Raw genomic sequence first — 22,929 nt, 5'->3', positions numbered from 1 at the left:
GTCTCAGAGAAAATCCGGGGACTGCACCGCCAGCAGGATGGTTTCCGTGGTTTCCGGCCGTTGCCGCTGACGCAGCCACCACACCGCCCCTTTGCGGATGGCGCATTCCGGCGCCTGCAAGGCTAAAAGGCTTGCCACGGCTTGACCCAACACTGGCTGATGCCCCACCACCAACACGGCACCGCGGGACTTCGGCCATTGCGCCAGTTCAAGCAGTTCCTGCGGGGTGCCACCAGGCAGCAGCTCGGCGCGCAGTTTGTACTTGCGCCCCAGGGCCTTCGCGGTAGCCTCGGTGCGACGTGCGGGGCTGGACAGCACGCGCAACCCATCTGGCAGTTGCCGATCCAGCCAAGCCGCCATGCGCGCAGCTTGTTTCTCTCCGCGCGCGGTCAAAGGACGATCCAGATCGTCTTCTCCCTCACGAAGCTCTTCAGCCTCCGCATGGCGCCAGAGGATCAGGTCCATCATGCCTTGGAGCTGCCGCCGTGGGCCATTGTTCGGCCTGCCGCCGCAGCATAGCGGTCCATCAGCGCTTTTTGCGCACCTTTGCCAGACACGGGATGCGGCGCGCGCTCATACGTACCATCGGGCTGCAGAGTCCAGGCATCCCGATCGTCCTGCAGGTAAGCCACCAGACATTCATCGATGATGCGCTGCCGCAGTTCCTTGTCCGTAATGGGCCAGGCCAGTTCGACACGCCGTAGCATGTTGCGGTTCATCCAGTCTGCGCTGGACAGATACAGATCCTCTGCCTTGCCCGCCCGGAAATAGAACACCCGGGTGTGCTCCAGAAAACGTCCGATGACCGAGCGCACCCGAATGTTGTCCGTGATGCCCTTGCGCTGCGCCGGCAGCATGCAGGCACCCCGCACGATGAGATCGATGCGCGCACCTTGCTGCCCCGCCTTGATGAGCGCGCGCATCAGCACATCGTCCGTCAGGGCATTCATCTTGGCCACGATGCGGGCATCGTCGCCCTTGGCCGCGGCCTCTCCCACCCGCTCGATCATGTCCAGCATGTGCTGCTGCAAATGGAAAGGCGCGAGCACCAGCTTGCGCAATTTGGGCAGCTTGTTCTGGCTTGCCAGATGATTGAACACCGCATCCATGTCGGCGGTGACTTCGGCATCGGCCGTGAAATAGCTCAGATCGGTGTATAGGCGGGCGGTCCGCGGGTTGTAGTTGCCCGTGGAAAGATGGCCATAACGGCGCAGATGCCGCCCTTCGCGGCGCGTGACCAGCAGCATCTTGGCATGTGTCTTCAGGCCCACCACACCGTACACGACCTGCGCCCCGATGGACTCCAGGGCTTCCGCCCAATTGATGTTGGCCTCTTCGTCGAAGCGCGCCTTCAGTTCCACCACCGCCATGACTTCCTTGCCGCGCCGGACGGCCTCCCGCAGCAACTCCATCAACTCCGAATCGGCCCCCGTGCGGTAAATGGTTTGCTTGATGGCAAGCACCTGCGGGTCGTTCACCGCCTCGCGCAGAAAGGCCAGCACCGCGTCGAAACTCTCAAAAGGCTGGTGGGCCAGCACATCGCGCCGCCCGATCTGTTCGATGAGCGAGCTTCCCGACTGGATTTGACGCGGCCAGACCGAACGCCATGGAGGAAACAGCAGTTCTGGATCGTTCACCAGGTCCACCAACTGCGAAAGCCTCACCAGATTCACAGGGCCGTGCACGCGGTACAGCGCCGCATCGGGAAGGGCAAACTGCAATTGCAGGAAATCGGACAAGAACCGCGAGCAGCTCGATGACACTTCCAGCCGCACCGCTTGACCATAGTGGCGATGCTCCAGCCCCTGGCGCAGGGCCGTTCGCAGGTTGCGCACATCGTCTTCATCCACGGCCAGATCGGAATGGCGCGTGACACGGAACTGGGAAAACTCCGTCACTTCGCGCCCGGTGAAGAGCTCCGCCAGGTGTGCCCGCACAATGCTGGACAGACTGACAAATTGCGCTCCCGTCACAGCCACTTTGGCGGGCATGCGTATCAGGCGCGGCAAAACGCGAGGCACCTTGACGATGGCAATCTCGTTCTCGCGTCCGAAGGCATCGTTGCCTTTCAAACGCACGATAAAGTTCAGTGACTTGTTGGCGACCTGTGGAAACGGATGCGAAGGGTCCAGGCCGACCGGAATCAGCAAAGGCCGGACTTCCCGGTCGAAGTACTCATTCACCCAGCGTCTCTGCGCCCCGGTACGGTCGCCGTGCGACACGATGTGGATGTTCTGCGCCGCGAAGGCCGGGGTGAGCGATTCGTTGTACAGCGCATATTGCCGCGCGACGAGGTCATGGGCCTTGGCGGCCAACTCCTCGAACGAAGCGACGGTATACGGGCCTTTGGTATCGCCGTTCTGGGCGGCTGTCAGGTGGGCAGCGGCACGGACCTCGAAAAACTCATCGAGATTGGAAGAAACGATGCAGAGGTATCGCAGGCGCTCGAGCAGCGGCACATCGGTCCGCGCGGCCCAGTCGAATACCCGCTCGTTGAAAGCAAGGATGCTGTGGTCGCGATTGAGAAAATCAGGATCGGAGTTCAACGATTTCTCTGGCAAAGGGGGCGCATTGGCCTCCTCGACTTCCCCGGTAGGCACAGCAGATTGAAGAGGCGATTCGGGGAGGGGCTCTGAAGGCGACGGCATGACTGCTTTGAAAGGGATGGGTTTCACCCCAGTATTGGCAGTCACCATGACATTTTCATGACAATCCGGTGGAGGTGTCACGGAAGGTTTGCTGAGGTTCATGACAGATAAAGCGCCGTCACACTCCGAGGAAGTGCTTTCGGTATCGCGAAGGCAAATCCGCAATGCGCATGAGCATCGGCAAATCGGCTGAGTTGAAATCGGGGTCCCAGGCCGGCGCACCGAGAACGCGCGCACCCAAGCGCAAATAGCCCTTGATGAGGGCGGGCGGCTCGATCGCCAGTGACCCGTCCAGTTGGTCTACAGGCAGTGGCAGCCGCGGGCGCACATGGAACTCGATGGGCGCCAGATGCGACTTCTGCACCTGGCTCCAGATGCTTGCAGCCGCATCGCCGCTCACTACCCCGTTGTGCAGCATGGGAATGCTGGCGCAACCGATCATGGTGTCGAGTTGATTGCGCACCATGAAGTCCGCCAGGGCGCTCCAAAGCGCCAGAATCACGCCCCCGTGCCGGTAGTCCGGATGGACACAGCTGCGCCCCAGTTCGACCATGCGAGAGCGGAGCGTGCGCAGCCGCGTCAGGTCGAATTCGGTATCGCTGTAGGTACCGCCGACCCGGCGCGCTTGAGCGGGAGTGAGTACGCGGTAGGTGCCAATGACCTGACGCGTGACCGTGTCCCGAACCAGCAGATGCTCGCAATATTCGTCGAAAAGGTCCACGTCATGGCCGGCCACCGAGGTATTGAGGCGCGCCCCCATCTCCGACGCGAACACCTCGAACCTCAGGCGCTGGGCTTCCCGGACTTCGTCGAGGTGCCGCGCCCAAGCCACTTCCACGCCGCCCTCGGTGGACAAACGGCTTGCCACATCGCCCGAATGGCCAGGGCAATGAAGTGACCCCCTGGGCAATGAGTCTGGACACAAGGGCATCGTCGGGATGGGTAGTTCGTTCACTCGTCTCTCCCTGCAAGGGTGGTTGGATCACAGCTTGAAGGAGCGTTGCCCTTCCCGCTTGGACGAGACTGTGGCAAACGGCAGTGACGCCGCCATGTCCAGGCCATGACAGCTTCATGACGTGGAAAGGAGGACGCCAGCCCTCCCAGGAAAAGGCATCCATCGCGCTTTTGATCGAGACAATCCCGAACTCAGGATTTCAGGGGCGACTGCTACACTTTCGTACAACTTGCCGCCCGCCAGGGCTTCACTCATTTCCATGTGCCCCACGCTTGATGCGCCCGTGCTTTCTCAGTCCGGGCCGACTTTGCAACGCATCCTTCGCGAGCAGCAGACTTTGTTGGACAGCGCCGGCGTGGGCATCGTGTTCATCCGCCAACGGCAGATCGTTCGCTGCAACCAGCGCTATGCCGATATCTTTGGCTATGAAACGGTCGAAGAAACCATCGGGCTGAGCAGTCAGGCCCTGTATCCCACCCCCGACGCGTTCCGGGAACTGGGGCGCAATGCCTATCCGGTGCTCGCGCGCGGGGACACCTATCGCACGGAATGCCAGATGCGTCGCTGCAACGGCCGCTTGTTCTGGAGCAGCTTGGCCGGTCGACTGATCAACCCAGACGACACGGCGGAAGGATCCATCTGGATCATCGACGACATCGATGAGCAGCGGCATGCGCAAACCCAGCTCCATGCCGTGGTGCAGGAAAAGCAGGCCCTTTTCGACCAGGCCATGGTGGGCATCGCCTTCATCTCCAACCAACGCATGACGCGCTGCAACCAGCACTTCGAACAGATGCTGGGCTATGGTCCTGGAGAGCTGGCCAACGCAGCGACGCGGCAGTGGCATTTCAGCGACGCGGACTGGGAAGACGCAAAAAAGCGCTGCTATGAACCGCTGCTGGATGGCAAGATCTTCGTGGGCGAGATGACCTTGCGCGGCAAGGATGGCCGCGCCGTGGTGTGCGAGGTGCGTGTCAAGGCCATCGACCCCGCCCGTCCGGCCAATGGATCGGTTTGCATTGCCATGGATGTCAGCGAGCAGCGGCAGGCACAGGCAGAGCTGGCCCGGATGCACGCCGACCTGGAGCTTCAGGTGCACCAGCGTACCCGGCAGCTCAGCGAGACCGTGGAAAACCTGCACCGCGAGATCAACGATCGCAAGCACGACCAGGAACGCATCTATTGGCTGGCCCACTACGATCCCTTGACCGGCCTGCCGAACCGCACGCTCCTGGCTGAGCGCAGCCACCACGCGATCCGCGCCGCCAGCGAAGGGGGCACGCCGCTGGCCGTCATCTTCCTCGACCTCGATCACTTCAAGCACGTGAACGACTCGCTGGGCCATCGGGTGGGTGACGCGTTGCTGGTGGAAATCGCCAAAAGGCTGCGGGCCGTCGTCCGCGACAAGGACACCGTGTCGCGCTTAGGGGGCGACGAATTCATCCTGCTGCTGCCCGGGGCGAACGCGCATGGGGCGGCACGGGTCGCAGGCAAGCTGCAGGAGGCGTCGCGCCAGCACTACCAGATCGGGCACCACGAACTCACGATGGCACCTTCGATGGGCATCGCGCTGTTTCCACAGGACGGCGCGGATTTCGACACCCTGACCCAGTCCGCCGATGTGGCCATGTACCGGGCGAAGCTGGACGGCCGCAACACCTACCGCTTCTTCACCCCGGAAATGCAGGCCCAGTCGGTGCGCGCCCTCCTGCTGGAGAATGCCCTGCGCCGCGCTTTGGAGCGAAACCAGCTGCACCTGCACTACCAACCGCAGATCACCATCGCGACAGGGGAGATCCGCAGCGTAGAAGCGCTGCTCCGCTGGGAGCACCCCGACCTGGGCAGCATCTCCCCTGCGGAGTTCATCCCCATCGCAGAAGACAGCGGCCAGATCCTGCAGATCGGCGAGTGGGTCATGCAGACAGCCCTGGACCAGTTGCAGCACTGGCACACCATGGGCATGGACTGGCTGGCCATGGCGGTCAATCTATCGGCACTGCAGTTCAGGCAGCCGCAGTTGCCCGAACTGGTCAGCCGGCTCCTGGACAGCACCTCGCTGCGGGCCAACCGGCTGGAGCTCGAACTGACCGAAGGCGTCGCGGTGGACGACCCCCGTTCCGCCATTGCCACCATGGACCAGCTCCATGCCCGGGGCGTGCGCATGTCCATGGACGATTTCGGAACGGGATATTCTTCGCTGAGCCAACTCAAGCGCTTCCAAATCTACAAGCTCAAGATCGACCAGTCGTTCGTCCGAGACCTGGGCAACGACAGCAACGACCGGGCCATCGTCAGCGCCATCATTCGCATGGCCCAGGCACTGGGCATCCGGACCACGGCCGAGGGCGTGGAAACGAGCGAGCAGCTGTCATACCTGCGCGAGCAAGGGTGCGATGAAGCACAGGGCTATTACTTCAGCAAGCCTTTGCCCGCCCACCAGATCACCGCCCTGCTGCAGCGGCAGCATGCGACGCAATAGGCCGGATCAGACCCTGCGCCGACTCAGCCCCGGAGCACGCTGCAGGTGGACTCACCCCGCACGCGCCGCGTCGGCCAGCTGCTGCGCGAAGTGATTGGCATGGTCGGCATTGCTGGCCTCCACCATCACGCGCAGCAGAGGTTCGGTTCCGCTCGCGCGAATCAATACCCGCCCGGTTTCGCCCAACGCCGCCTCGACCGACCGCAAGGTGTCTGACAAAGTCGTGTTGCTCTTCCAATCCTGCCCCGGTGCGAGCCGGACATTGAGAAGCACCTGCGGAAAGAGCTGCACATTCGCCAGCATGTCCGGCAAACCGCAGGCGTTGCGTACACACGCCTGAAGCACCTGGAGTGCGCTGATGAGGCCATCGCCCGTGGTGTGGCGGTCCAGGGCCAGCAGGTGTCCCGAACCCTCTCCGCCCAAAAGCCAGCGATGGCGGGCCAGCTCTTCCAGCACATACCGGTCGCCGACTTTGGCACGCACGAACTGCACGCCCTGCGCCTTGAGCGCGAGCTCCACCGCCATGTTGGTCATGAGCGTGCCGACCACGCCCGGCACCGGCTCGCCCCGGCCCAAACGGTCCGAGGCCATGAGATACAGCAGTTCGTCGCCGTTGTAGAGCCGCCCTGCTGCGTCCACCATCTGCAGCCGGTCCGCATCCCCGTCCAGCGCCACGCCGAAGTGCGCGTGGTTGGCGCGGACCGCCCGCACCAAGGCTTCGGGGTGGGTCGCTCCGACCTGGTGGTTGATGTTCAGGCCATCGGGCGAGCAGCCGATGGCCAGCACTTCCGCACCCAACTCATGGAACACCTTGGGCGCGATGTGATACGCCGCGCCGTGGGCCGCATCCACCACGATCTTCACCCCCTTGAGGGTCAGATCCTGCGGGAACGTGCTTTTGCAAAATTCGATGTAGCGGCCTGCCGCGTCCTCCAGGCGCCTCGCTTTGCCCAAAGAAGCAGAGTCCGCCCAGACGGGGGCTTCATCCAGCGCCGCCTCCACCGCCATCTCCCACTCGTCGGAGAGCTTCGTGCCTTGCGCGCTGAAGAACTTGATGCCATTGTCCGGATAGGCATTGTGGCTGGCGCTGATCACGACACCGAGGCTTGCGCGCTGGGCACGGGTCAGGTACGCCACGCCGGGCGTGGGCAAAGGGCCCAGCAGCACCACATCCACCCCTGCAGAGTTGAAGCCGGACTCCAGCGCGCTCTCCAGCATGTAGCCGGAAATGCGCGTGTCCTTCCCGATCAACACCGTGGGCCGCTCCTCCTTGCGGCGCAAAACCCGGCCCACCGCATGCGCGAGCCGCAGCACAAAGTCGGGAGTGATGGGCGCCTGCCCTACGGTGCCGCGGATGCCATCCGTACCGAAATATCGACGTGTCATGATTTTTTGCCTCCGCCTGAAGGATATCCGCAGGCTAGAGTGAGGGTGGGGGAATTTGAGAGGCCTGCCAGACTTGCAATGCGGCGACCGTTTCGCGCACGTCGTGCACACGCACGATGCGCACGCCACGCTCCACGGCCAACAACGCCGCTGCCACACTGGGGACCATGCGCTCGGAAACCGGCCACTGCGTGACCGCACCGAGCGACGATTTGCGCGACCAGCCAGCCAGCCAGGGGTAGCCCGCGCGGGACAGCAAAGGCTGGCAGGCAAGGAGCGCGAAGTTCTGCTCCACCGTCTTGCCAAAGCCAATGCCGCAGTCCAGCACGATGCGACTCTTTTCGACCCCCAGCGCATGTAAATCTAGGGCACATTGCTCTAAAAAAGATAGCACTTGAGAGACCACGTCTCCCTCCATCGGAGCCGCCTGCATGGTTTGGGGGTCGCGGTGCATGTGCATCAGGCACACCCCGCATGCAGGATGGCCGGCCACCACGGCCATGGCGCCAGGCTGCCGAAGGGCCCAGATGTCGTTGATGATGTCAGCGCCCAAGTCCAGCACCGCACGCATCACCTCGGGCTTGTAGGTGTCGATGGACAACGGCACGCCCAGGCCCACCGCCGAACGGACCAGCGGCAACACCCGAGCCAACTCTTCGTCCAGCGAGACGGCGGGACTGCCTGGGCGGGTGGATTCCCCCCCGATGTCCAGAATGTCAGCCCCCTGCGCCAGCAGGCTTTCGCAGTGGCGCATCGCGTCCGCGGTGGTGGCGTGCCGCCCGCCATCGGAGAAGGAATCCGGAGTGGCATTCACGATACCCATGACCCGAGGCCGTGAGAGATCGATCTGGAATCGGCTGGTCTGCCAGTGCATCGACACGTGGAATGATTTAAACGAGAAGAACACAAAAACGGGGCACACAGGCCCCGTTGTTGGTTGCAGCGTTCTGCCGCAGGCTCAAGCGGCCGAAGGAGCAGGTTCAGTCGTCACAGCCGGCGTGCCGCCACCCGAGTTATCTCCACCCGACGATGGCGTGCGAGGCGTCCAGTCCTTGGGAGGACGCGGAGGCTTGCCTGCCATGATGTCGTCGAGTTGCTCGGTGTCGATCGTCTCCCACTCCAGCAGCGCCTTGGCCATGGCATGCATCTTGTCGCTGTTGTCTTCGATCAGCTTGCGTGCCAGCGCGTATTGCTCATCGATGATGCGGCGAACCTCGCCATCGACCTTCTCCATCGTCTGCTCGCTCATGTTGTTGGTCTTGGTCACCGAGCGGCCGAGGAAAACCTCGCCCTCGTTCTCGGCATAGACCATCGGGCCCAGGGCCTCCGTCATGCCGTAGCGCGTCACCATGTCGCGGGCGATCGATGTGGCACGTTCGAAATCATTGCTGGCGCCGGTGGTCATCTGGTTCATGAACACCTCTTCGGCAATCCGTCCGCCGAACAGCATGCTGATCTGGTTCAGCATGTACTCGCGGTCGTAGCTGTAGCGGTCCTTTTCAGGAAGGCTCATGGTCACGCCCAGTGCACGGCCACGTGGGATGATGGTGACTTTGTGGACCGGATCGCACTTGGGCAGCAGCTTGCCGATCAGTGCGTGGCCGGACTCGTGGTAGGCCGTATTGCGGCGCTCTTCCTCGGGCATGACCATGCTCTTGCGCTCGGGGCCCATGATGATCTTGTCCTTGGCCTTCTCGAAGTCCTGCATCTCCACAGTGCGCGCATTGCGGCGGGCCGCCATCAAAGCCGCTTCGTTGCAAAGATTGGCGAGGTCCGCACCCGACATTCCAGGGGTTCCGCGTGCAATCACACTCGGGTTCACGTCCTGGCCCACGGGCACTTTTCGCATGTGGACGTTCAGGATCTGCTCACGGCCGCGGATGTCGGGCAGCGTCACATACACCTGGCGGTCGAATCGGCCCGGGCGCAGCAAGGCGGCATCCAGGATGTCAGGGCGGTTGGTGGCGGCCACCACGATCACCCCGAGATTGGTCTCGAAGCCGTCCATCTCGACCAGCATCTGGTTCAAGGTCTGTTCGCGTTCGTCATTGCCACCACCCAGGCCAGCGCCGCGCTGGCGGCCCACCGCATCGATTTCATCAATGAAGATGATGCAAGGTGCATTCTTCTTGGCGTTCTCGAACATATCGCGCACGCGGGCCGCGCCCACGCCCACGAACATTTCCACGAAGTCGGAGCCGGAAATGCTGAAGAAGGGAACCTTGGCTTCGCCAGCGATGGACTTGGCCAGCAGCGTTTTACCCGTGCCGGGAGGGCCGACCAACAAAAGGCCCCGCGGAATGCGGCCACCGAGTTTCTGGAATTTCTGAGGGTCTTTCAGGAAGTCGACGACTTCCTTGACTTCTTCCTTGGCTTCGTCGCACCCTGCCACGTCGGCAAAGGTCACCTGATTGCTGTTCTCGTCCAGCATGCGGGCCTTGCTCTTGCCGAAGCTGAAAGCCCCGCCCTTGCCGCCACCCTGCATCTGACGCATGAAGTACACCCACACGCCGATCAGCAGCAGCATGGGGCCCCAGCTGACGAGCAGTGTCATCAAAAGCGAGCCCTCTTCCCGTGGCTTGACGTCGAACTTGACGTTGTTGTTGATCAGATCGCCCACCAATCCGCGGTCCAGATAGGTCGCGGTAGTGCGCAATTTGCGGTCATCGGTGGTGGTGGCGACGATCTCCGTGCCACCCTGCCCTTCCTGGATGGTCGCGCTCTTGATCCGGTTGCTCCGCACCTCCTCCAGGAATTCGGAGTACCCCACGGAGCCCGCGCTGGCGCCTGAACGGGTGTCGAACTGTTTGAACACCGTAAAGAGCACCATGGCGATGACCAGCCACACGGCAATTTTTGAAAACCACTGATTGTTCAAGCGGGGCTCCAGAAGCAAAGGGGATAACGCCACGAACGTGTCATGGAGACGTCCTAGCGCATTTAGGGCGCATTTTAGGCGTTTCAAGGTGGAAGGCGGTGCGATTTACCCCAGCAGAGGCCATGGTCAACCCATAGGAAGAATGCATTGGCATGGGTCGGAACCGTTGACGAACCGCATTCATACTGTTCAAGCCTGCTTTTTCAAGCCGATTCCCACCAGAAAAGTCTCGGAAGATTTGTCCCGCGAGGCTTTGGGCTTGATCGGCTTGACCACCTTGAATGTTTCCTTGAACAACTGCACCAGTTGCGCATATCCGCTGCCATGGAACAGCTTGACCACGAGCGCCCCTTCGGGTTTGAGGTGCTGCACGGCGAATTCGACGGCCAGCTCGATCAGGTGGGAAATGCGCGCCGCGTCGGCGGACTCGATTCCGGACAGATTGGGGGCCATGTCGGAAACCACCACGTCGACAGCCCGCCCCTGGACGGCTTCCTGCAACTGCGCAAGAACGTCGTCCTCCCGGAAATCGCCCTGAAGAAAGCCAACCCCCTCGATCGGCTCCATGGGCAGCAGATCCAGGGCGATGATGGTGCCGTTCAGTTGGCCGACTGCCGCGCCTCCTGGCGACATGCGCCGCCGCAGGTACTGGCTCCAGGCACCGGGGGAGGACCCCAGGTCGACCACGACATGCCCTGGCTTGATCAACCCCAGTTGTTCGTCGATCTCCTTGAGTTTGTAAGCGGCACGGGCGCGATAGCCCTCTTTCTGGGCGAGCTTGACGTAGGTGTCGTTGACATGGTCGTGGAGCCACGCCTTGTTCACCTTCTTGCTTTTCGTGTTTGTTTTCATCCTGCCTCGATAATACGGCCATGCCCCAAATTCAATTGACTCCCGCAGAGCGCCGGGAACACCGCGCCAATGCCCACCATCTGGACCCCGTCGTCCTGATCGGCGGCGATGGGTTGACCCCCGCTGTCCAAAAAGAAATCAACGCCGCCCTCAATGCCCACGGATTGATCAAAGTCCGCGTCTTCAGCGACGACCGGACATCGCGCGAACAGATTTACCAGACCTTGGCGGCAGAACTCAACGCTGCGCCCATCCAACACATCGGCAAGTTGCTGGTGCTCTGGCGCCCGCAGCCTCCCAAGGAGCGCACCGTCGACGAAGACCGCATGCCCGGCCCGCGCGATGTGAAAGTGCTCAAGTTCAGCAAGCGCGGCGGCCAGCGGCCCGAGATCAAGCAGTTGCGCGTCCTTGGCAACCAGCGATTGACGCCCGGCGGCCAGATCAAGCGGGCCAAGAAGCCGAAGCAGAAATCCGTCAAGAAGCGCCAGGCCGATTGATGGGCTCCAGCACGGCGCGAATGCGCCACGTGATCTGCATGAAATGGGGCACCAAATACGGCCCCGAATATGTGAACCGGCTTTACGCCATGGTCCGGCGTCATCTCACTGGGGATTTTCGCTTTGTCTGCCTGACGGATGATTCGACGGGCATCCGGGCCGAAGTGCAATGCCTTCCGATTCCAGCCTTGGACCTGCCCGCCGGCATTCCAGAGCGCGGCTGGACCAAGCTCGCCACGTTCAGCGCCGATCTGCATGGCCTGTCAGGCACCGCACTGTTCCTGGACGTGGATGTCGTCGTCACAGGCGGTCTTGATGCCTTTTTCGAAGCGCCGGGCGAGTTCCTGATCATCCATGACTACAAACGGCCCTGGCGCATCACAGGCAACTCATCGGTGTATCGGTTCGAGATCGGTGCGCACCCCGACGTACTCGAATACTTTCGCGGGCACTTCGATGCTATCCGCCGAAAATTTCGCAACGAACAGGCCTACCTTTCGGACTTCCTGCATCAGCAGGGCAAGCTGAGCTACTGGCCCGCAGGCTGGTGCCCCAGCTTCAAGTACCACTGCATCCCTGCATGGCCTTCCAATTATTGGAAGCCGCCAATCGTTCCGGCCGACGCGCGCATCGTGATCTTTCACGGTGAGTGCAACCCACCCGATGCCCTGGCAGGCCGGCGCAATCGCCGCTTTCGCCACATCCAGCCTGCCACCTGGGTGGCCGAGCACTGGAAAGAGTGAACGGGCAGTGAAAGGACCGTCCCCTGCGCCGAGAAATCAGCGCCGGGACGTTCGCCACAGGACGGCCAAAGCGCATCCCCACTGCAACGCGTACATCACGGTGCCCACGCTGTGCCACAGCCTTAGATTCTGGCGGGCGACGATGCGGGGCGATACGCCGTACTGCACCAGCAACGCCAGTAAAAGCCCACCGATCACGAAGACCAGCGCGGCCTGGGCCCAGTCCTCCTGCGTCTCCGCATGCCTTCGCTTGGACAACAGGAGAAGGCACACACAGCAAGCGATCGAGACGAAGGTTTGTGCCTCGAAAAGGCGTGCGGCCATGTTGCCGGCCACCGCCGGTGTGGGCAAATGCACGAACAGGAGCGGTACGGCCAGGAACCCGATGGCCGACAAACTCCCCCACCACAATGCGGCGGCCAGAATAGGCACGCGGTCATACATGGCAGCGTCTTTCGCTCAGATGTAGCTCACGCCCACCACTTCATAGCGGCGCAGGCCGCCAGGGGCCTGGACCTCGGCCGTGTCGCCCTCCTCCTTGCCGATCAGCGCGCGAGCGATGGGGCTGGACACATTGATGAGGCCCAGCTTCAGGTCGGCCTCGTCCTCGCCCACGATCTGGTAGGTAACGGCATCGCCGCTTTCTTCGTCTTCCAGCTTCACCGTGGCACCGAACACCACTTTGCCGCCCGCGTCCAGCGCGGTGGGGTCGATGATCTGCGCAGCGGACAACTTGCTCTCGACTTCCTGGATGCGGCCTTCGATGAAACCCTGCCGGTCTTTGGCGGCCTCGTACTCGGCGTTTTCGCTCAAATCGCCCTGGGCACGCGCCTCGGCGATGGCATTGATCACCGCAGGGCGTTCGACGGTCTTCAGGCGGTGCAACTCTTCCTTGAGCTTTTCAGCGCCGCGCTTGGTGATGGGAATGGTGGCCATTGAATCAGTCTCCACGTTCAATTCGACGCCGCGCAACGCGCGGCCCTCCTGGCGTCTTGCACACCCGTGGATGCACAAACGGACGCCCCAAAAGGAAACCGCCGCGCGTTGCCGCGCGGCGGTCTCTGGTCAGTGGCGATTATGCCGCGTTTGAGGCGGCCGGACGCTTAACCTGACTGTGCCGTTCAGGCCGTCAATTGCGCGTGCAGTTCCTGCACGGAATAAACGTCCAGATGGTCCAGATGCTTCATGCCTTCCACGGCCGCCTCGGCGCCGAAGATGGTCGTGAAGGTGGTAACCCGGGCCTGCAGCGAACTCGTGCGGATCGCGCGGGAGTCGGCAATCGCATTGCGCCGCTCTTCCACCGTGTTGATGACCATGACGATTTCGTCGTTCTTGATCATGTCCACGATGTGCGGGCGGCCTTCGGTCACCTTGTTCACCACGGCCACCGGCACGCCGGCCTCCGAGATCGCGGCAGCCGTGCCCTTGGTCGCCACCAAGTCGAAGCCCAGGGCGACCAGTTGCCGGCCGATTTCCACGGCGCGCGGCTTGTCGCTGTTCTTCACGGTGAGGAACACCTTGCCGGACGTCGGCAGCTTCGTGCCGGCCCCCAGCTGGCTCTTCACGAAAGCCTCGCCGAACGTCTTGCCCACCCCCATCACTTCGCCGGTGGACTTCATCTCCGGGCCGAGGATCGTGTCCACACCCGGGAACTTGACGAAGGGGAACACAGCCTCCTTCACGCTGAAATATGGCGGCGTGACTTCCCGCGTGATGCCCTGGCTCGCCAGCGACTGCCCCGCCATGCAGCGGGCCGCCACCTTGGCCAACTGGATGCCCGTGGCCTTGCTGACGAAGGGCACCGTGCGGGATGCGCGCGGATTCACTTCGAGCACGTAGATCACGTCCTTGCCATCCTTTTCCTGAATGGCGAACTGCACGTTCATCAAGCCCACCACGCTCAGACCCTCGGCCATGGCCGCGGTCTGGCGCTTGAGTTCATCCACCGTGGCCTTGCTCAGGTAGTAAGGCGGCAACGAACAGGCCGAGTCGCCGCTGTGCACACCGGCTTGCTCGATGTGCTCCATCACGCCCCCGATGAAAACCTTGCCCTCGGGGTCGCGCAGGCAATCCACATCGCACTCGATCGCATCGTTCAGGAAACGGTCCAGCAGCACGGGCGAGTCGTTGCTCACCTTGACGGCTTCGCGCATGTAGCGTTCCAGATCCCGCTGTTCGTGGACGATTTCCATGGCACGGCCACCCAGCACATAGCTGGGGCGCACGACCAGTGGATAGCCCAACGCAGCCGCCTTCTCCAGGGCCTCCGGCTCGGTGCGGGCCGTGGCATTGGGCGGCTGGCGCAGCCCCAGGTCGTTGAGCAGTTTCTGGAAGCGCTCACGGTCTTCCGCAGCGTCGATCATGTCCGGGCTGGTGCCGATGATCGGCACGCCCTCGGCCTCCAGGCCGAGCGCCAGCTTCAGGGGCGTCTGACCGCCGTACTGCACGATCACGCCCGTGGGCTTTTCCTTGTCGACGATTTCCAGCACGTCTTCGAGCGTGAGCGGCTCGAAATACAACCGGTCCGACGTGTCGTAGTCGGTCGAAACCGTTTCCGGGTTGCAGTTGACCATGATGGTTTCATAGCCGTCCTCGCGCATGGCGAGTGCGGCGTGAACGCAGCAGTAGTCGAACTCGATGCCTTGGCCGATGCGGTTGGGGCCACCGCCCAGCACCATGATCTTCTTGTTGGTGGTGGGCGCGGCTTCGCACTCATCCTCATAGGTCGAGTACATGTAAGCCGTGTTGGTGGCGAACTCGGCGGCGCAGGTGTCCACCCGCTTGTAGACGGGGCGCACGTTGAGCGCCCGGCGCGCCTCCCGCACGGCCTTTTCCTGCGTCCGCAGGAGCTTGGCCAGGCGACGGTCGGAAAAGCCCTTCTTCTTGAGCGCTCGCAGCGTATCGGCGTCGATGGCAGCCAGCGCGCCATCCCCCTTTTCATCGGTCAGCTTGTCCAGATCCAGTTCGATCTTCACGATCTCTTCGATCTGCACCAGGAACCATTTGTCGATCTTGGTGAGGTCATGCACCTCGTCGACCGACAGGCCCATGGCGAAGGCATCGCCCACATACCAGATGCGCTCGGGACCGGGTTCGCCCAGTTCCTTTTCCAGCAGTTCGCGGTCCTGCGTCTTTTCATTCATGCCGTCCACGCCGACTTCCAGGCCGCGCAGCGCCTTCTGGAAAGACTCCTGGAACGTACGGCCCATGGCCATGACCTCGCCCACCGACTTCATCTGCGTGGTCAGGCGGCTGTCGGCCGTGGGGAATTTCTCGAACGCAAAACGCGGAATCTTGGTGACCACGTAGTCGATCGAGGGCTCGAACGACGCGGGCGTGGCGCCGCCCGTGATCTCGTTCTTCAGCTCGTCGAGCGTGTAGCCCACCGCAAGCTTCGCCGCGACCTTGGCGATCGGAAAGCCCGTGGCCTTCGATGCCAGGGCCGACGAACGCGATACGCGCGGATTCATCTCGATGACGATCATGCGACCGTCTCTCGGGTTCACCGAGAACTGCACGTTGGAGCCACCGGTATCCACGCCGATCTCGCGCAGCACCGCGAGGGACGCGTTGCGCATGATCTGGTATTCCTTGTCGGTCAGCGTTTGCGCAGGCGCCACCGTGATCGAGTCGCCCGTGTGCACACCCATCGGATCGAGGTTCTCGATCGAGCAGATGATGATGCAGTTGTCCGCCTTGTCGCGAACCACTTCCATCTCGTACTCTTTCCAGCCGAGCAGCGATTCTTCGATCAGCAGTTCGTTGGTGGGCGAAGCCTCCAGGCCGCGCTTGCAGATGGTCTCGAACTCTTCAGGGTTGTAGGCAATGCCGCCTCCGGTTCCGCCCAGCGTGAAGCTGGGACGGATCACCGTGGGAAAGCCCACGGTCTTTTGCACTGTCCACGCTTCGTCCATGCTGTGGGCGATGCCCGAGCGGGCCGATCCCAGGCCGATGCGGGTCATCGCATCCTTGAACTTGAGGCGATCTTCCGCCTTGTCGATCGCCTCGGGCGTGGCGCCGATCAGCTCCACCTTGTACTTGTGCAGCACGCCATTGCGCCACAGGTCGAGTGCGCAATTGAGCGCCGTCTGACCGCCCATCGTGGGCAGGATCGCGTCGGGGCGCTCCTTGGCGATGATCTTCTCGACGGTCTGCCACGTAATGGGCTCGATGTAGGTCACATCGGCGGTGGCCGGGTCGGTCATGATCGTCGCAGGATTGCTGTTGATCAGGATGACTTTGTAGCCCTCCTCGCGCAGGGCCTTGCAGGCCTGCACGCCGGAATAGTCGAACTCGCAGGCCTGGCCGATGATGATGGGGCCGGCGCCGATGATGAGGATCGATTTGAGGTCTGTGCGCTTCGGCATTATTTCTTCTCCATCAGCGCGGTGAAGCGGTCAAACAGGTAGGCGATGTCGTGCGGGCCGGGCGAGGCCTCGGGGTGGCCCTGGAAACAGAACGCGGGCTTGTCCGTGCGCTCCAGGCCCTGCAGCGTGCCGTCGAACAGGCTGATGTGCGTGGGGCGCAGGGTTGCCGGCAGCGACTCCGTCTCCACGGCAAACCCATGGTTCTGACTGGTGATGCTGACACGGCCGTTGTCCAGGTCCTTCACGGGATGGTTCGCGCCATGGTGACTGTTGTCCATCTTGAAGGTCTTCGCGCCGCTGGCCAGGGCCATGATCTGGTGGCCCAGGCAGATGCCGAAGGTGGGCACGCCCGCATCGATGATCTGGCGCGTGGCTTCGATGGCGTAGTCACACGGCGCCGGATCGCCAGGGCCGTTGGACAGGAACACGCCATCGGGCTTCATGGCCAGCACCTCGGCTGCCGGGGTCTTTGCCGGAACCACCGTGAGGCGGCAGCCGCGCTCGGCCAGCATGCGCAGGATGTTCTTCTTCACGCCGTAGTCGTAGGCCACCACGTGAAAGCGCGGAGCGGCAAGGGTGCCGTAACCCGAACCGAGCTTCCACTCGGTCTGGTCCCACAAATAAGCTGCGGGAGTGCTCACCACCTGGGCCAGATCCAGGCCCTTCATGCTGGGCGCCGCTTTGGCGGCGGCCAGGGCTTCGTCGATGCGCGCCTGGGTCACCGCTTCGCCGGCCGCAAGCCCGACGATGGCGCCGTTCTGCGCTCCGTGGGTGCGCAAGATGCGCGTGAGCTTGCGGGTGTCGATGTTGGCGATGGCAACGGTCTTCTCGCGCACGAGGTACTGCGAGAGAGTTTCGGTGCTGCGGAAATTGCTGGCCAGCAACGGCAGGTCTTTGATGATCAAGCCTGCGGCATGGACCTTGTCGGCTTCGATGTCCTCGGTATTGACACCGTAGTTGCCGATGTGCGGATACGTCAGGGTGACGATCTGCTGGCAGTAGCTCGGGTCGGTGAGGATTTCCTGGTAGCCGGTGATCGCGGTGTTGAACACCACTTCGCCGACCGTGGTGCCGGTGGCACCAATCGAATTGCCGATAAAGACCGTGCCGTCTGCGAGCGCCAGGATGGCGGGCGGGAAGGATCCCTGTAGAGACAAAAGCACTGGGTTCTCCGAATGGTTACGGGTCGCCCGGAGTCCGCAGGAAGACATTCCTGAAGACTGCTGCTTGTTGGGGGATTGCTTTGGTTGCTGCCGGGCGACGTTTTTGCGGGAAAGCCTCCAATTGTAGCCTCACTGAAAGAGCCTGCCGACTTCCGCGGCCCATTCAGCCCATGCCACCCAGGTCCCTCGATGCCAAAGATCGTGAGCCAAGCAGTCTCTTTTGTCCTACACCTCGACAGCCAACGCCCCCTGAAAGATCACGGCGATTGGCATCCCGCAGCGCGCGTGCCCCCCCACCGCCTGCTCCCCTCCTGTTTGCACGGCCTTTTGCCAAACCCGATGAAAGCATCCACAACGCGGTCTGTCGAACACAGCCTTCAGCGGCTCGGGCAGTGGCTTGCGGCTGCTGGCTACCGGTTCGTCACGGTAACGCCGCTCACGCACCAGCGGGTGCTCGCGAGGCCGCACGACCCTGAAAGGTCGGACCTGCGCGATGCATTCGGATGGAACCGGCTGTTTTCGAAAGACCGGCTTCCTGCCGATCTCACCCCATGCCTGCTGGACGATGGCTGGCTGCAGTCCACAACAACCGGCCTTTTGCAGAGCAATGTCCGGTTCAGTTCGCTCGACGGACTGCTCTTCGTGCCCCCCCTTCCCGACGGCACAAGAAGATGCTGTGTTTTTCGGGCCGGATACCTACCGGTTTGCCAGTTTCATTCGCCATCAGTTGCGGATGCAGCCTCTGCCTCGATCCCCACGCATTGCCGACATGGGGTGCGGCGCCGGGCCGGGAGGCCTTGTTGCGGCGAGGGCCTGGCAAGCACAGCCTAACGGATGCGAAATCGTGCTGGCGGACATCAATCCCCGCGCGCTTTTGCATGCCACAGCCAATGTGGCCGTCGCTGGCTACCGCAACGTGCAGTGCGTTCAAAGCGACCTCTTTTCCAATGTGGCCGGCAGGTTCGATCTCATCGTCGCCAACCCGCCCTACCTGATGGACGACGCGAGCCGCACGTACCGACATGGGGGTGGCCAGTTCGGAGAGGCCCTGTCTGAGCGCATCTTGAAAGAGAGCCTCGACCGCTTGACGCCCGGCGGCCGCCTGCTGCTGTACACCGGCTCCACCATCGTCGAAGGACGCGACGCTTTCCGTGACTCCGTCATGGCCTACGCCACCGCCCACGACTTCGCAGTGCACTATGAAGAACTGGACCCCGATGTCTTCGGAGAGGAGTTGCAGGGGCAGGCCTACGCCGAGGCGGATCGGATCGCGGCCGTCGGCGTGGTGGTGCAAAGGCGGGCTGCATGAGGTTTCTGGGCATTGGGCAGACCAACGATCTGGCGGCCATGTACGGTGGCCTCCAGCGCCGCGGCCACGAGGTGCGCGGGTCGTGATTGAAGACCCTGCGTGCCACGACGTCTTCCAGGGCATCCTGCAGCGCGTCGAAGGATGGGAAAGCGAACTGGGATGGATCAAGGCGGCTGGAAACGAAGGCGTGATCCTCTTCGAATCCGCGACACAGGGTAACCTGCAGGATGCGCTGCGCGCCGAAGGCTTTCATGTCATCGGCGGCAGTACCCTCGGTGATCGCCTGGAGGCGGGCCGCGCATTCGGGCAGAGTGCCTTGCAGGCCGCAGGACTGCAGGTAGCGGGCTGCCACCGTTTCACCGACTATGGCGAAGCGATGGCGTTCCTCGATGACCATCCCGCAAGGTATGTACTCAAGTTCAACGGGGCCTCCAGCGAGCGCACACGCAACTACGTCGGCCAGTCCGGCGACGGCGCCGACGTGCGCGCCCTGTTGACCATGCACGCGGGCAAGGCCCGCGCGGACCAAGCCGACGCACCGGACTTCATCTTGATGGAGTTCATCCATGGGATCGAGATCGGGGTCGGCGGATACTTCAACGGGCATGACTTCCTGTCGCCCGTGTGTGTCGATTTCGAGCACAAGCGGTTTTTCCCGGGCGACTTGGGCGAACTCACCGGAGAGATGGGCACCATCGTCAGCTACCGGGAAAGCGCCTGCCTGTACGACACCGTCCTGCGCCCCCTCATGCCCCTGCTGCGTGATGGCGGCTATTGCGGTTACATCAACGTGAACCTCATCGCCAACGAAAGCGGGCTGTGGCCTCTCGAGTTCACCTGCCGGTTCGGCTATCCGGGGTTCGCGATCTGCGAAGCCCTTCACAACGATCCATGGGAAACCATCTTTCGCAGAATGCTGCACCGCGACACGTCGGACTTCGGCACGAAAAGCGGTTTTGCCTGCGGCGTGGTTCTCACCGTGCCGCCGTTCCCCTATCGGCACGGGTATGAAGAACTCTCCAAGGGGCTACCGGTTTTCTTGAATCCCTCCATGACGCAGTCGCAGCGCGACAGCCTGCATTTTTCAGAGGTGGCGCTGCACCAGGGGCAGCTCGTGGCGAGTGGCTCATGCGGCTACCTGGGCGTTGCCACGGGCGTGGGCGCAACGGTGCGCGCCGCCCACCTGGCCGCCCTGGATTGCGTTTGCCACGTGATTGTGCCCAATCTGCGGTATCGCAACGACATCGGCGAGCGGCTAGACGGGGGCGAGCTGCAGCAGTTGCGCTCGTGGGGCTGGCTGCAAGCGAGACCATCGGCGGCGTAGGACCTTGCCGACCGGGGTTCGCGCCATCTGGTGGCTTCTGCCCCCCATTGCAGCACCGCAGCATGGAGCCATTCCTCCAGTCCATCGCCAACGATGCTCGCACAAAAAATTCATCCGTCCGTCGATCTGCATGGCAGCCCAAGGCCTCGCGCTGCAGATGCGCAACGCCCGAATGCAGTCGGTCCCTATCGCCGCCTGTACGAGGCGCTGCTGACACCCTCTCCCACGCCACAAGCCCGGCAGCAGGCCGCCCAGTGGCTGCAGCGGCTGATGTACGAAAGCGAAGACGTCCTCGGCGAATTGTGCGAAGCACCCGAGGACCTGCATGCGTGGGCCCGCGAAAACGCACAGGTCGTGGCGCAGCGTTATCGAACCTACCTGGACGGGCGGCGCGCAGGCAGCGAGCGCCATTACTTTCGCAACCGCGCCCATGCGCTGAACTTTCTGGCATCGGTGGCGCCGACCAAGCTGGTGGATGGATCCTGGCTGTACGGGTTGGCACGACATACATCGACTGAACGGCTGCGGCCTTTGCTCCAGACCTACCTGGAAGAACTCGGAGAAGGCGTGGCGCACAAAAACCACGTCACGCTCTATCGCCAATTGATGCGGCGGCATGGCCTTCAGCAAGACCTGCAACTGGACGATGCGAACTATCTGCAGGGCGCGGTGCAGCTGGCATTGGGATGGAATGCCGAGCAGTTCCTGCCGGAGGTCATCGGCTTCAACCTGGGTTATGAACAGCTCCCCCTGCACCTGCTGATCACGGCATACGAACTGAACGAGCTCGGGATCGACCCCTACTATTTCACGCTTCACGTCACGGTCGACAACGGAGATAGCGGCCATGCCTGGCAGGCCTGCGAGGCCGTGCTTCAAATGCTGGAAGTGCAGCAAGACCGCGATCAATTCTGGCAGCGTGTGCGCGCCGGAAGCAAGCTGGCGGATGCCGGGCGCGGCACCCAGGAGGTCATCGCATCGTTCGACGCCAGGACCGAAGTGGTGAAAATCTTCCAACGGAAGGCACCGGCCGGAGCGGGCATGCATTCCGACTATTGCCGCATTGGCGGTCGCACCGTCAACGATTGGCTGGGACCCCAGGGCGACATCGATGCCATGCTGGACGCGCTGGTGGACAGTGGTTGGATCCAGTTGGGAGCGCCGGTGTCTCAAAGCCGGTTCTGGAACCTGCTTCAAGGGGAACGCGCGGAGATGTTCGGTGTTTTCACGGGATATGAATTGCAGGTGATCCACGATTGGATCCGCGGCGAAGACAGTCGCGACGGACAGGACCATGCCCAGCCCGCCTCCGCCAACCAAACGCGCGGGTTGCCCTCGTTCAGGGCCTTGGCACGTCACCGCTCTAATGCCAACCCCATCGGCAGTGCGGAGCCTGCATTGGACCCCGAACTGCATCAGTTCAAAGAGCAGTTGCAGCCCCTGGAAGGAGAGCAACGCCGGCAGTTCCTCAGCGCCGCGCTGTCTCCTGCGACCCATTGGACCTCGACGGGGTTGTTCGCCACCCGGCTCTTCATCAGCGAAGGCTGGGCAACATGATCGGTAAGGCGGCCCCTCCCACGCTGGCGGTGGACCGCAAAAAATCACATGGGCGACGGCACTTGCAGCGATGAAGGATCGCTCCCGATGGCATTCAACTGCCCGTTCCCTCCGATTCGAAAGTGCGTGTTCTGCCCGGCCGCGATCGCCACATAGGCCGCAAAGCAATGGGCCGGCAAGATCAATGTACCAATGGCATCGGTGGCCGTGACTTCAAATCCAGCGAACGCTGGCTGCTCGTTGAGGGTGAAGCCGATCAGAAGCATCTGCCCCAGCCCCGCCACTTTGGCGCCGATCAGTTCAATACAACCCACCGCCTGCTCCACCACCCATCCCGAGGCGCTGTAGGGTGCATGCCCGCCAAGGGCAATGGTGCGCACTCCCCGTGCTTTGACAACGCTGTATTGCTCCCAGGCAGGCGCGAGATTGAGCGGAGAAAACTGCTGAAAGAGTCCGCGATGGCGTTGGGCCCGAGTGGGGTAATTGGTGCTCATGGATTGCCTCATGGAATGGGTTCTGGTGCGCCAGCCCATCCTGGATCAGCCACCGGAACGAATGCCGAGGCTGTGCAGGAGGAAGGTCACCCGTACCACTCACTATGGCAATCGACGTGCCAGCACTGTCCGCGTCAATGCACCCACTGAGAGGCGCATCTCGCTCGCACCGCTGCTTTCTTGATTTGCGAAAGGGGAGGCCTGAACGGACACTGTCATGCGCTCTACGCGCGGCGTGCAACGGACACATTGCACGTACGCCCGTTCAGGCGCTGGA

At 62.6% G+C, this 22,929-nt stretch carries 18 protein-coding genes; 6 read left to right on the top strand and 12 right to left on the bottom strand.

The genetic code is table 11. From position 1 onward, the window contains the following. Positions 1-3: 3 nt before the first annotated feature. From M5C96_RS10290 to M5C96_RS10280, 3 genes are all read right to left on the bottom strand, one after another. Positions 4-468: a SixA phosphatase family protein gene (locus M5C96_RS10290; RefSeq protein WP_272568952.1), complete on the bottom strand. Its 465-nt coding sequence runs from the start codon at positions 466-468 to the stop codon at positions 4-6. Next, complete coding sequence (ppk1, locus tag M5C96_RS10285; RefSeq protein WP_442867387.1) at positions 465-2,648, bottom strand: polyphosphate kinase 1; 2,184 nt, start codon at positions 2,646-2,648, stop codon at positions 465-467. Before ppk1 ends, M5C96_RS10290 begins: the two co-directional genes overlap by 4 nt. A 118-nt stretch (positions 2,649-2,766) precedes the next feature. After that, positions 2,767-3,603 (bottom strand): GNAT family N-acetyltransferase, encoded by an 837-nt coding sequence (locus tag M5C96_RS10280; protein ID WP_272568949.1) that lies wholly within the window; start codon positions 3,601-3,603, stop codon positions 2,767-2,769. A gap of 259 nt (positions 3,604-3,862) precedes the next feature. Here M5C96_RS10280 and M5C96_RS10275 point away from each other — a divergent pair, with 259 nt between their 5' ends. Next, positions 3,863-6,082, top strand: a complete 2,220-nt coding sequence (locus M5C96_RS10275; protein ID WP_272568947.1) for a sensor domain-containing protein — start codon at positions 3,863-3,865, stop codon at positions 6,080-6,082. Positions 6,083-6,133: 51 nt separating this feature from the next. Here the strand turns inward: M5C96_RS10275 and glmM are convergent, their stop codons facing one another. The 4 genes from glmM to M5C96_RS10255 form a co-directional block, all read right to left on the bottom strand. After that, positions 6,134-7,468: a phosphoglucosamine mutase gene (glmM, locus tag M5C96_RS10270; protein WP_272568945.1), complete on the bottom strand. Its 1,335-nt coding sequence runs from the start codon at positions 7,466-7,468 to the stop codon at positions 6,134-6,136. Between the two features lie 34 nt (positions 7,469-7,502). Then, on the bottom strand, positions 7,503-8,342 hold the full coding sequence (gene folP, locus M5C96_RS10265) for a dihydropteroate synthase (RefSeq protein ID WP_272569678.1): 840 nt from the start codon (positions 8,340-8,342) through the stop codon (positions 7,503-7,505). Positions 8,343-8,426: 84 nt separating this feature from the next. Continuing rightward, entirely contained in the window at positions 8,427-10,346 is a 1,920-nt protein-coding gene (gene ftsH, locus M5C96_RS10260; protein WP_272568943.1) for an ATP-dependent zinc metalloprotease FtsH, read from the bottom strand. 189 nt (positions 10,347-10,535) lie between these two features. Further along, entirely contained in the window at positions 10,536-11,198 is a 663-nt protein-coding gene (locus tag M5C96_RS10255; protein ID WP_272568942.1) for an RlmE family RNA methyltransferase, read from the bottom strand. A 20-nt stretch (positions 11,199-11,218) separates the two neighbouring features. On the opposite strand from M5C96_RS10255, the gene M5C96_RS10250 reads away from it, so the two are divergent. Beyond that, a complete protein-coding gene (locus M5C96_RS10250; RefSeq protein ID WP_272568941.1) occupies positions 11,219-11,695 on the top strand; it encodes a YhbY family RNA-binding protein in 477 nt (158 codons plus the stop codon). 20 nt (positions 11,696-11,715) lie between these two features. Next, the gene (locus tag M5C96_RS10245; protein WP_272568940.1) at positions 11,716-12,438 is read left to right on the top strand and encodes a glycosyltransferase; all 723 of its coding nucleotides are present in this window, start codon (positions 11,716-11,718) and stop codon (positions 12,436-12,438) included. 36 nt (positions 12,439-12,474) lie between these two features. Here the strand turns inward: M5C96_RS10245 and M5C96_RS10240 are convergent, their stop codons facing one another. From M5C96_RS10240 to carA, 4 genes are all read right to left on the bottom strand, one after another. Then, positions 12,475-12,882 carry a DUF4149 domain-containing protein gene (locus M5C96_RS10240; protein WP_272568939.1) on the bottom strand — a complete coding sequence of 136 codons (408 nt, stop codon included), beginning with the start codon at positions 12,880-12,882 and terminating at the stop codon, positions 12,475-12,477. 15 nt (positions 12,883-12,897) lie between these two features. After that, a complete protein-coding gene (gene greA, locus M5C96_RS10235) occupies positions 12,898-13,374 on the bottom strand; it encodes a transcription elongation factor GreA (RefSeq protein ID WP_272568938.1) in 477 nt (158 codons plus the stop codon). A gap of 185 nt (positions 13,375-13,559) precedes the next feature. Continuing rightward, on the bottom strand, positions 13,560-16,805 hold the full coding sequence (gene carB, locus M5C96_RS10230; RefSeq protein ID WP_272568936.1) for a carbamoyl-phosphate synthase large subunit: 3,246 nt from the start codon (positions 16,803-16,805) through the stop codon (positions 13,560-13,562). Continuing rightward, a complete protein-coding gene (gene carA / locus M5C96_RS10225) occupies positions 16,805-17,968 on the bottom strand; it encodes a glutamine-hydrolyzing carbamoyl-phosphate synthase small subunit (protein ID WP_272568935.1) in 1,164 nt (387 codons plus the stop codon). Before carA ends, carB begins: the two co-directional genes overlap by 1 nt. 493 nt (positions 17,969-18,461) lie before the next feature. Here carA and M5C96_RS10220 point away from each other — a divergent pair, with 493 nt between their 5' ends. The 3 genes from M5C96_RS10220 to M5C96_RS10210 all read left to right on the top strand — a co-directional run bounded on the left by M5C96_RS10220 (position 18,462) and on the right by M5C96_RS10210 (position 22,158). Further along, complete coding sequence (locus M5C96_RS10220) at positions 18,462-19,277, top strand: class I SAM-dependent methyltransferase (RefSeq protein ID WP_336297892.1); 816 nt, start codon at positions 18,462-18,464, stop codon at positions 19,275-19,277. Positions 19,278-19,359: 82 nt separating this feature from the next. Beyond that, positions 19,360-20,601: a phosphoribosylamine--glycine ligase gene (locus M5C96_RS10215; RefSeq protein ID WP_272568934.1), complete on the top strand. Its 1,242-nt coding sequence runs from the start codon at positions 19,360-19,362 to the stop codon at positions 20,599-20,601. A 93-nt stretch (positions 20,602-20,694) separates the two neighbouring features. After that, positions 20,695-22,158, top strand: coding sequence for an iron-containing redox enzyme family protein (locus tag M5C96_RS10210; RefSeq protein WP_272568933.1), 1,464 nt, complete (start codon positions 20,695-20,697; stop codon positions 22,156-22,158). 44 nt (positions 22,159-22,202) lie between these two features. Here the strand turns inward: M5C96_RS10210 and M5C96_RS10205 are convergent, their stop codons facing one another. Then, positions 22,203-22,652, bottom strand: coding sequence for a hypothetical protein (locus M5C96_RS10205; protein WP_272568932.1), 450 nt, complete (start codon positions 22,650-22,652; stop codon positions 22,203-22,205). Between the last annotated feature and the right edge of the window lie 277 nt (positions 22,653-22,929).

This window comes from Acidovorax sp. GBBC 1281 (assembly GCF_028473645.1).
In the GTDB taxonomy this organism is placed as follows: Bacteria; Pseudomonadota; Gammaproteobacteria; order Burkholderiales; family Burkholderiaceae_C; genus Paracidovorax.
Note: the sequence above shows the minus strand (reverse complement) of the source record. Positions and strands in the feature narration are given on the sequence as shown.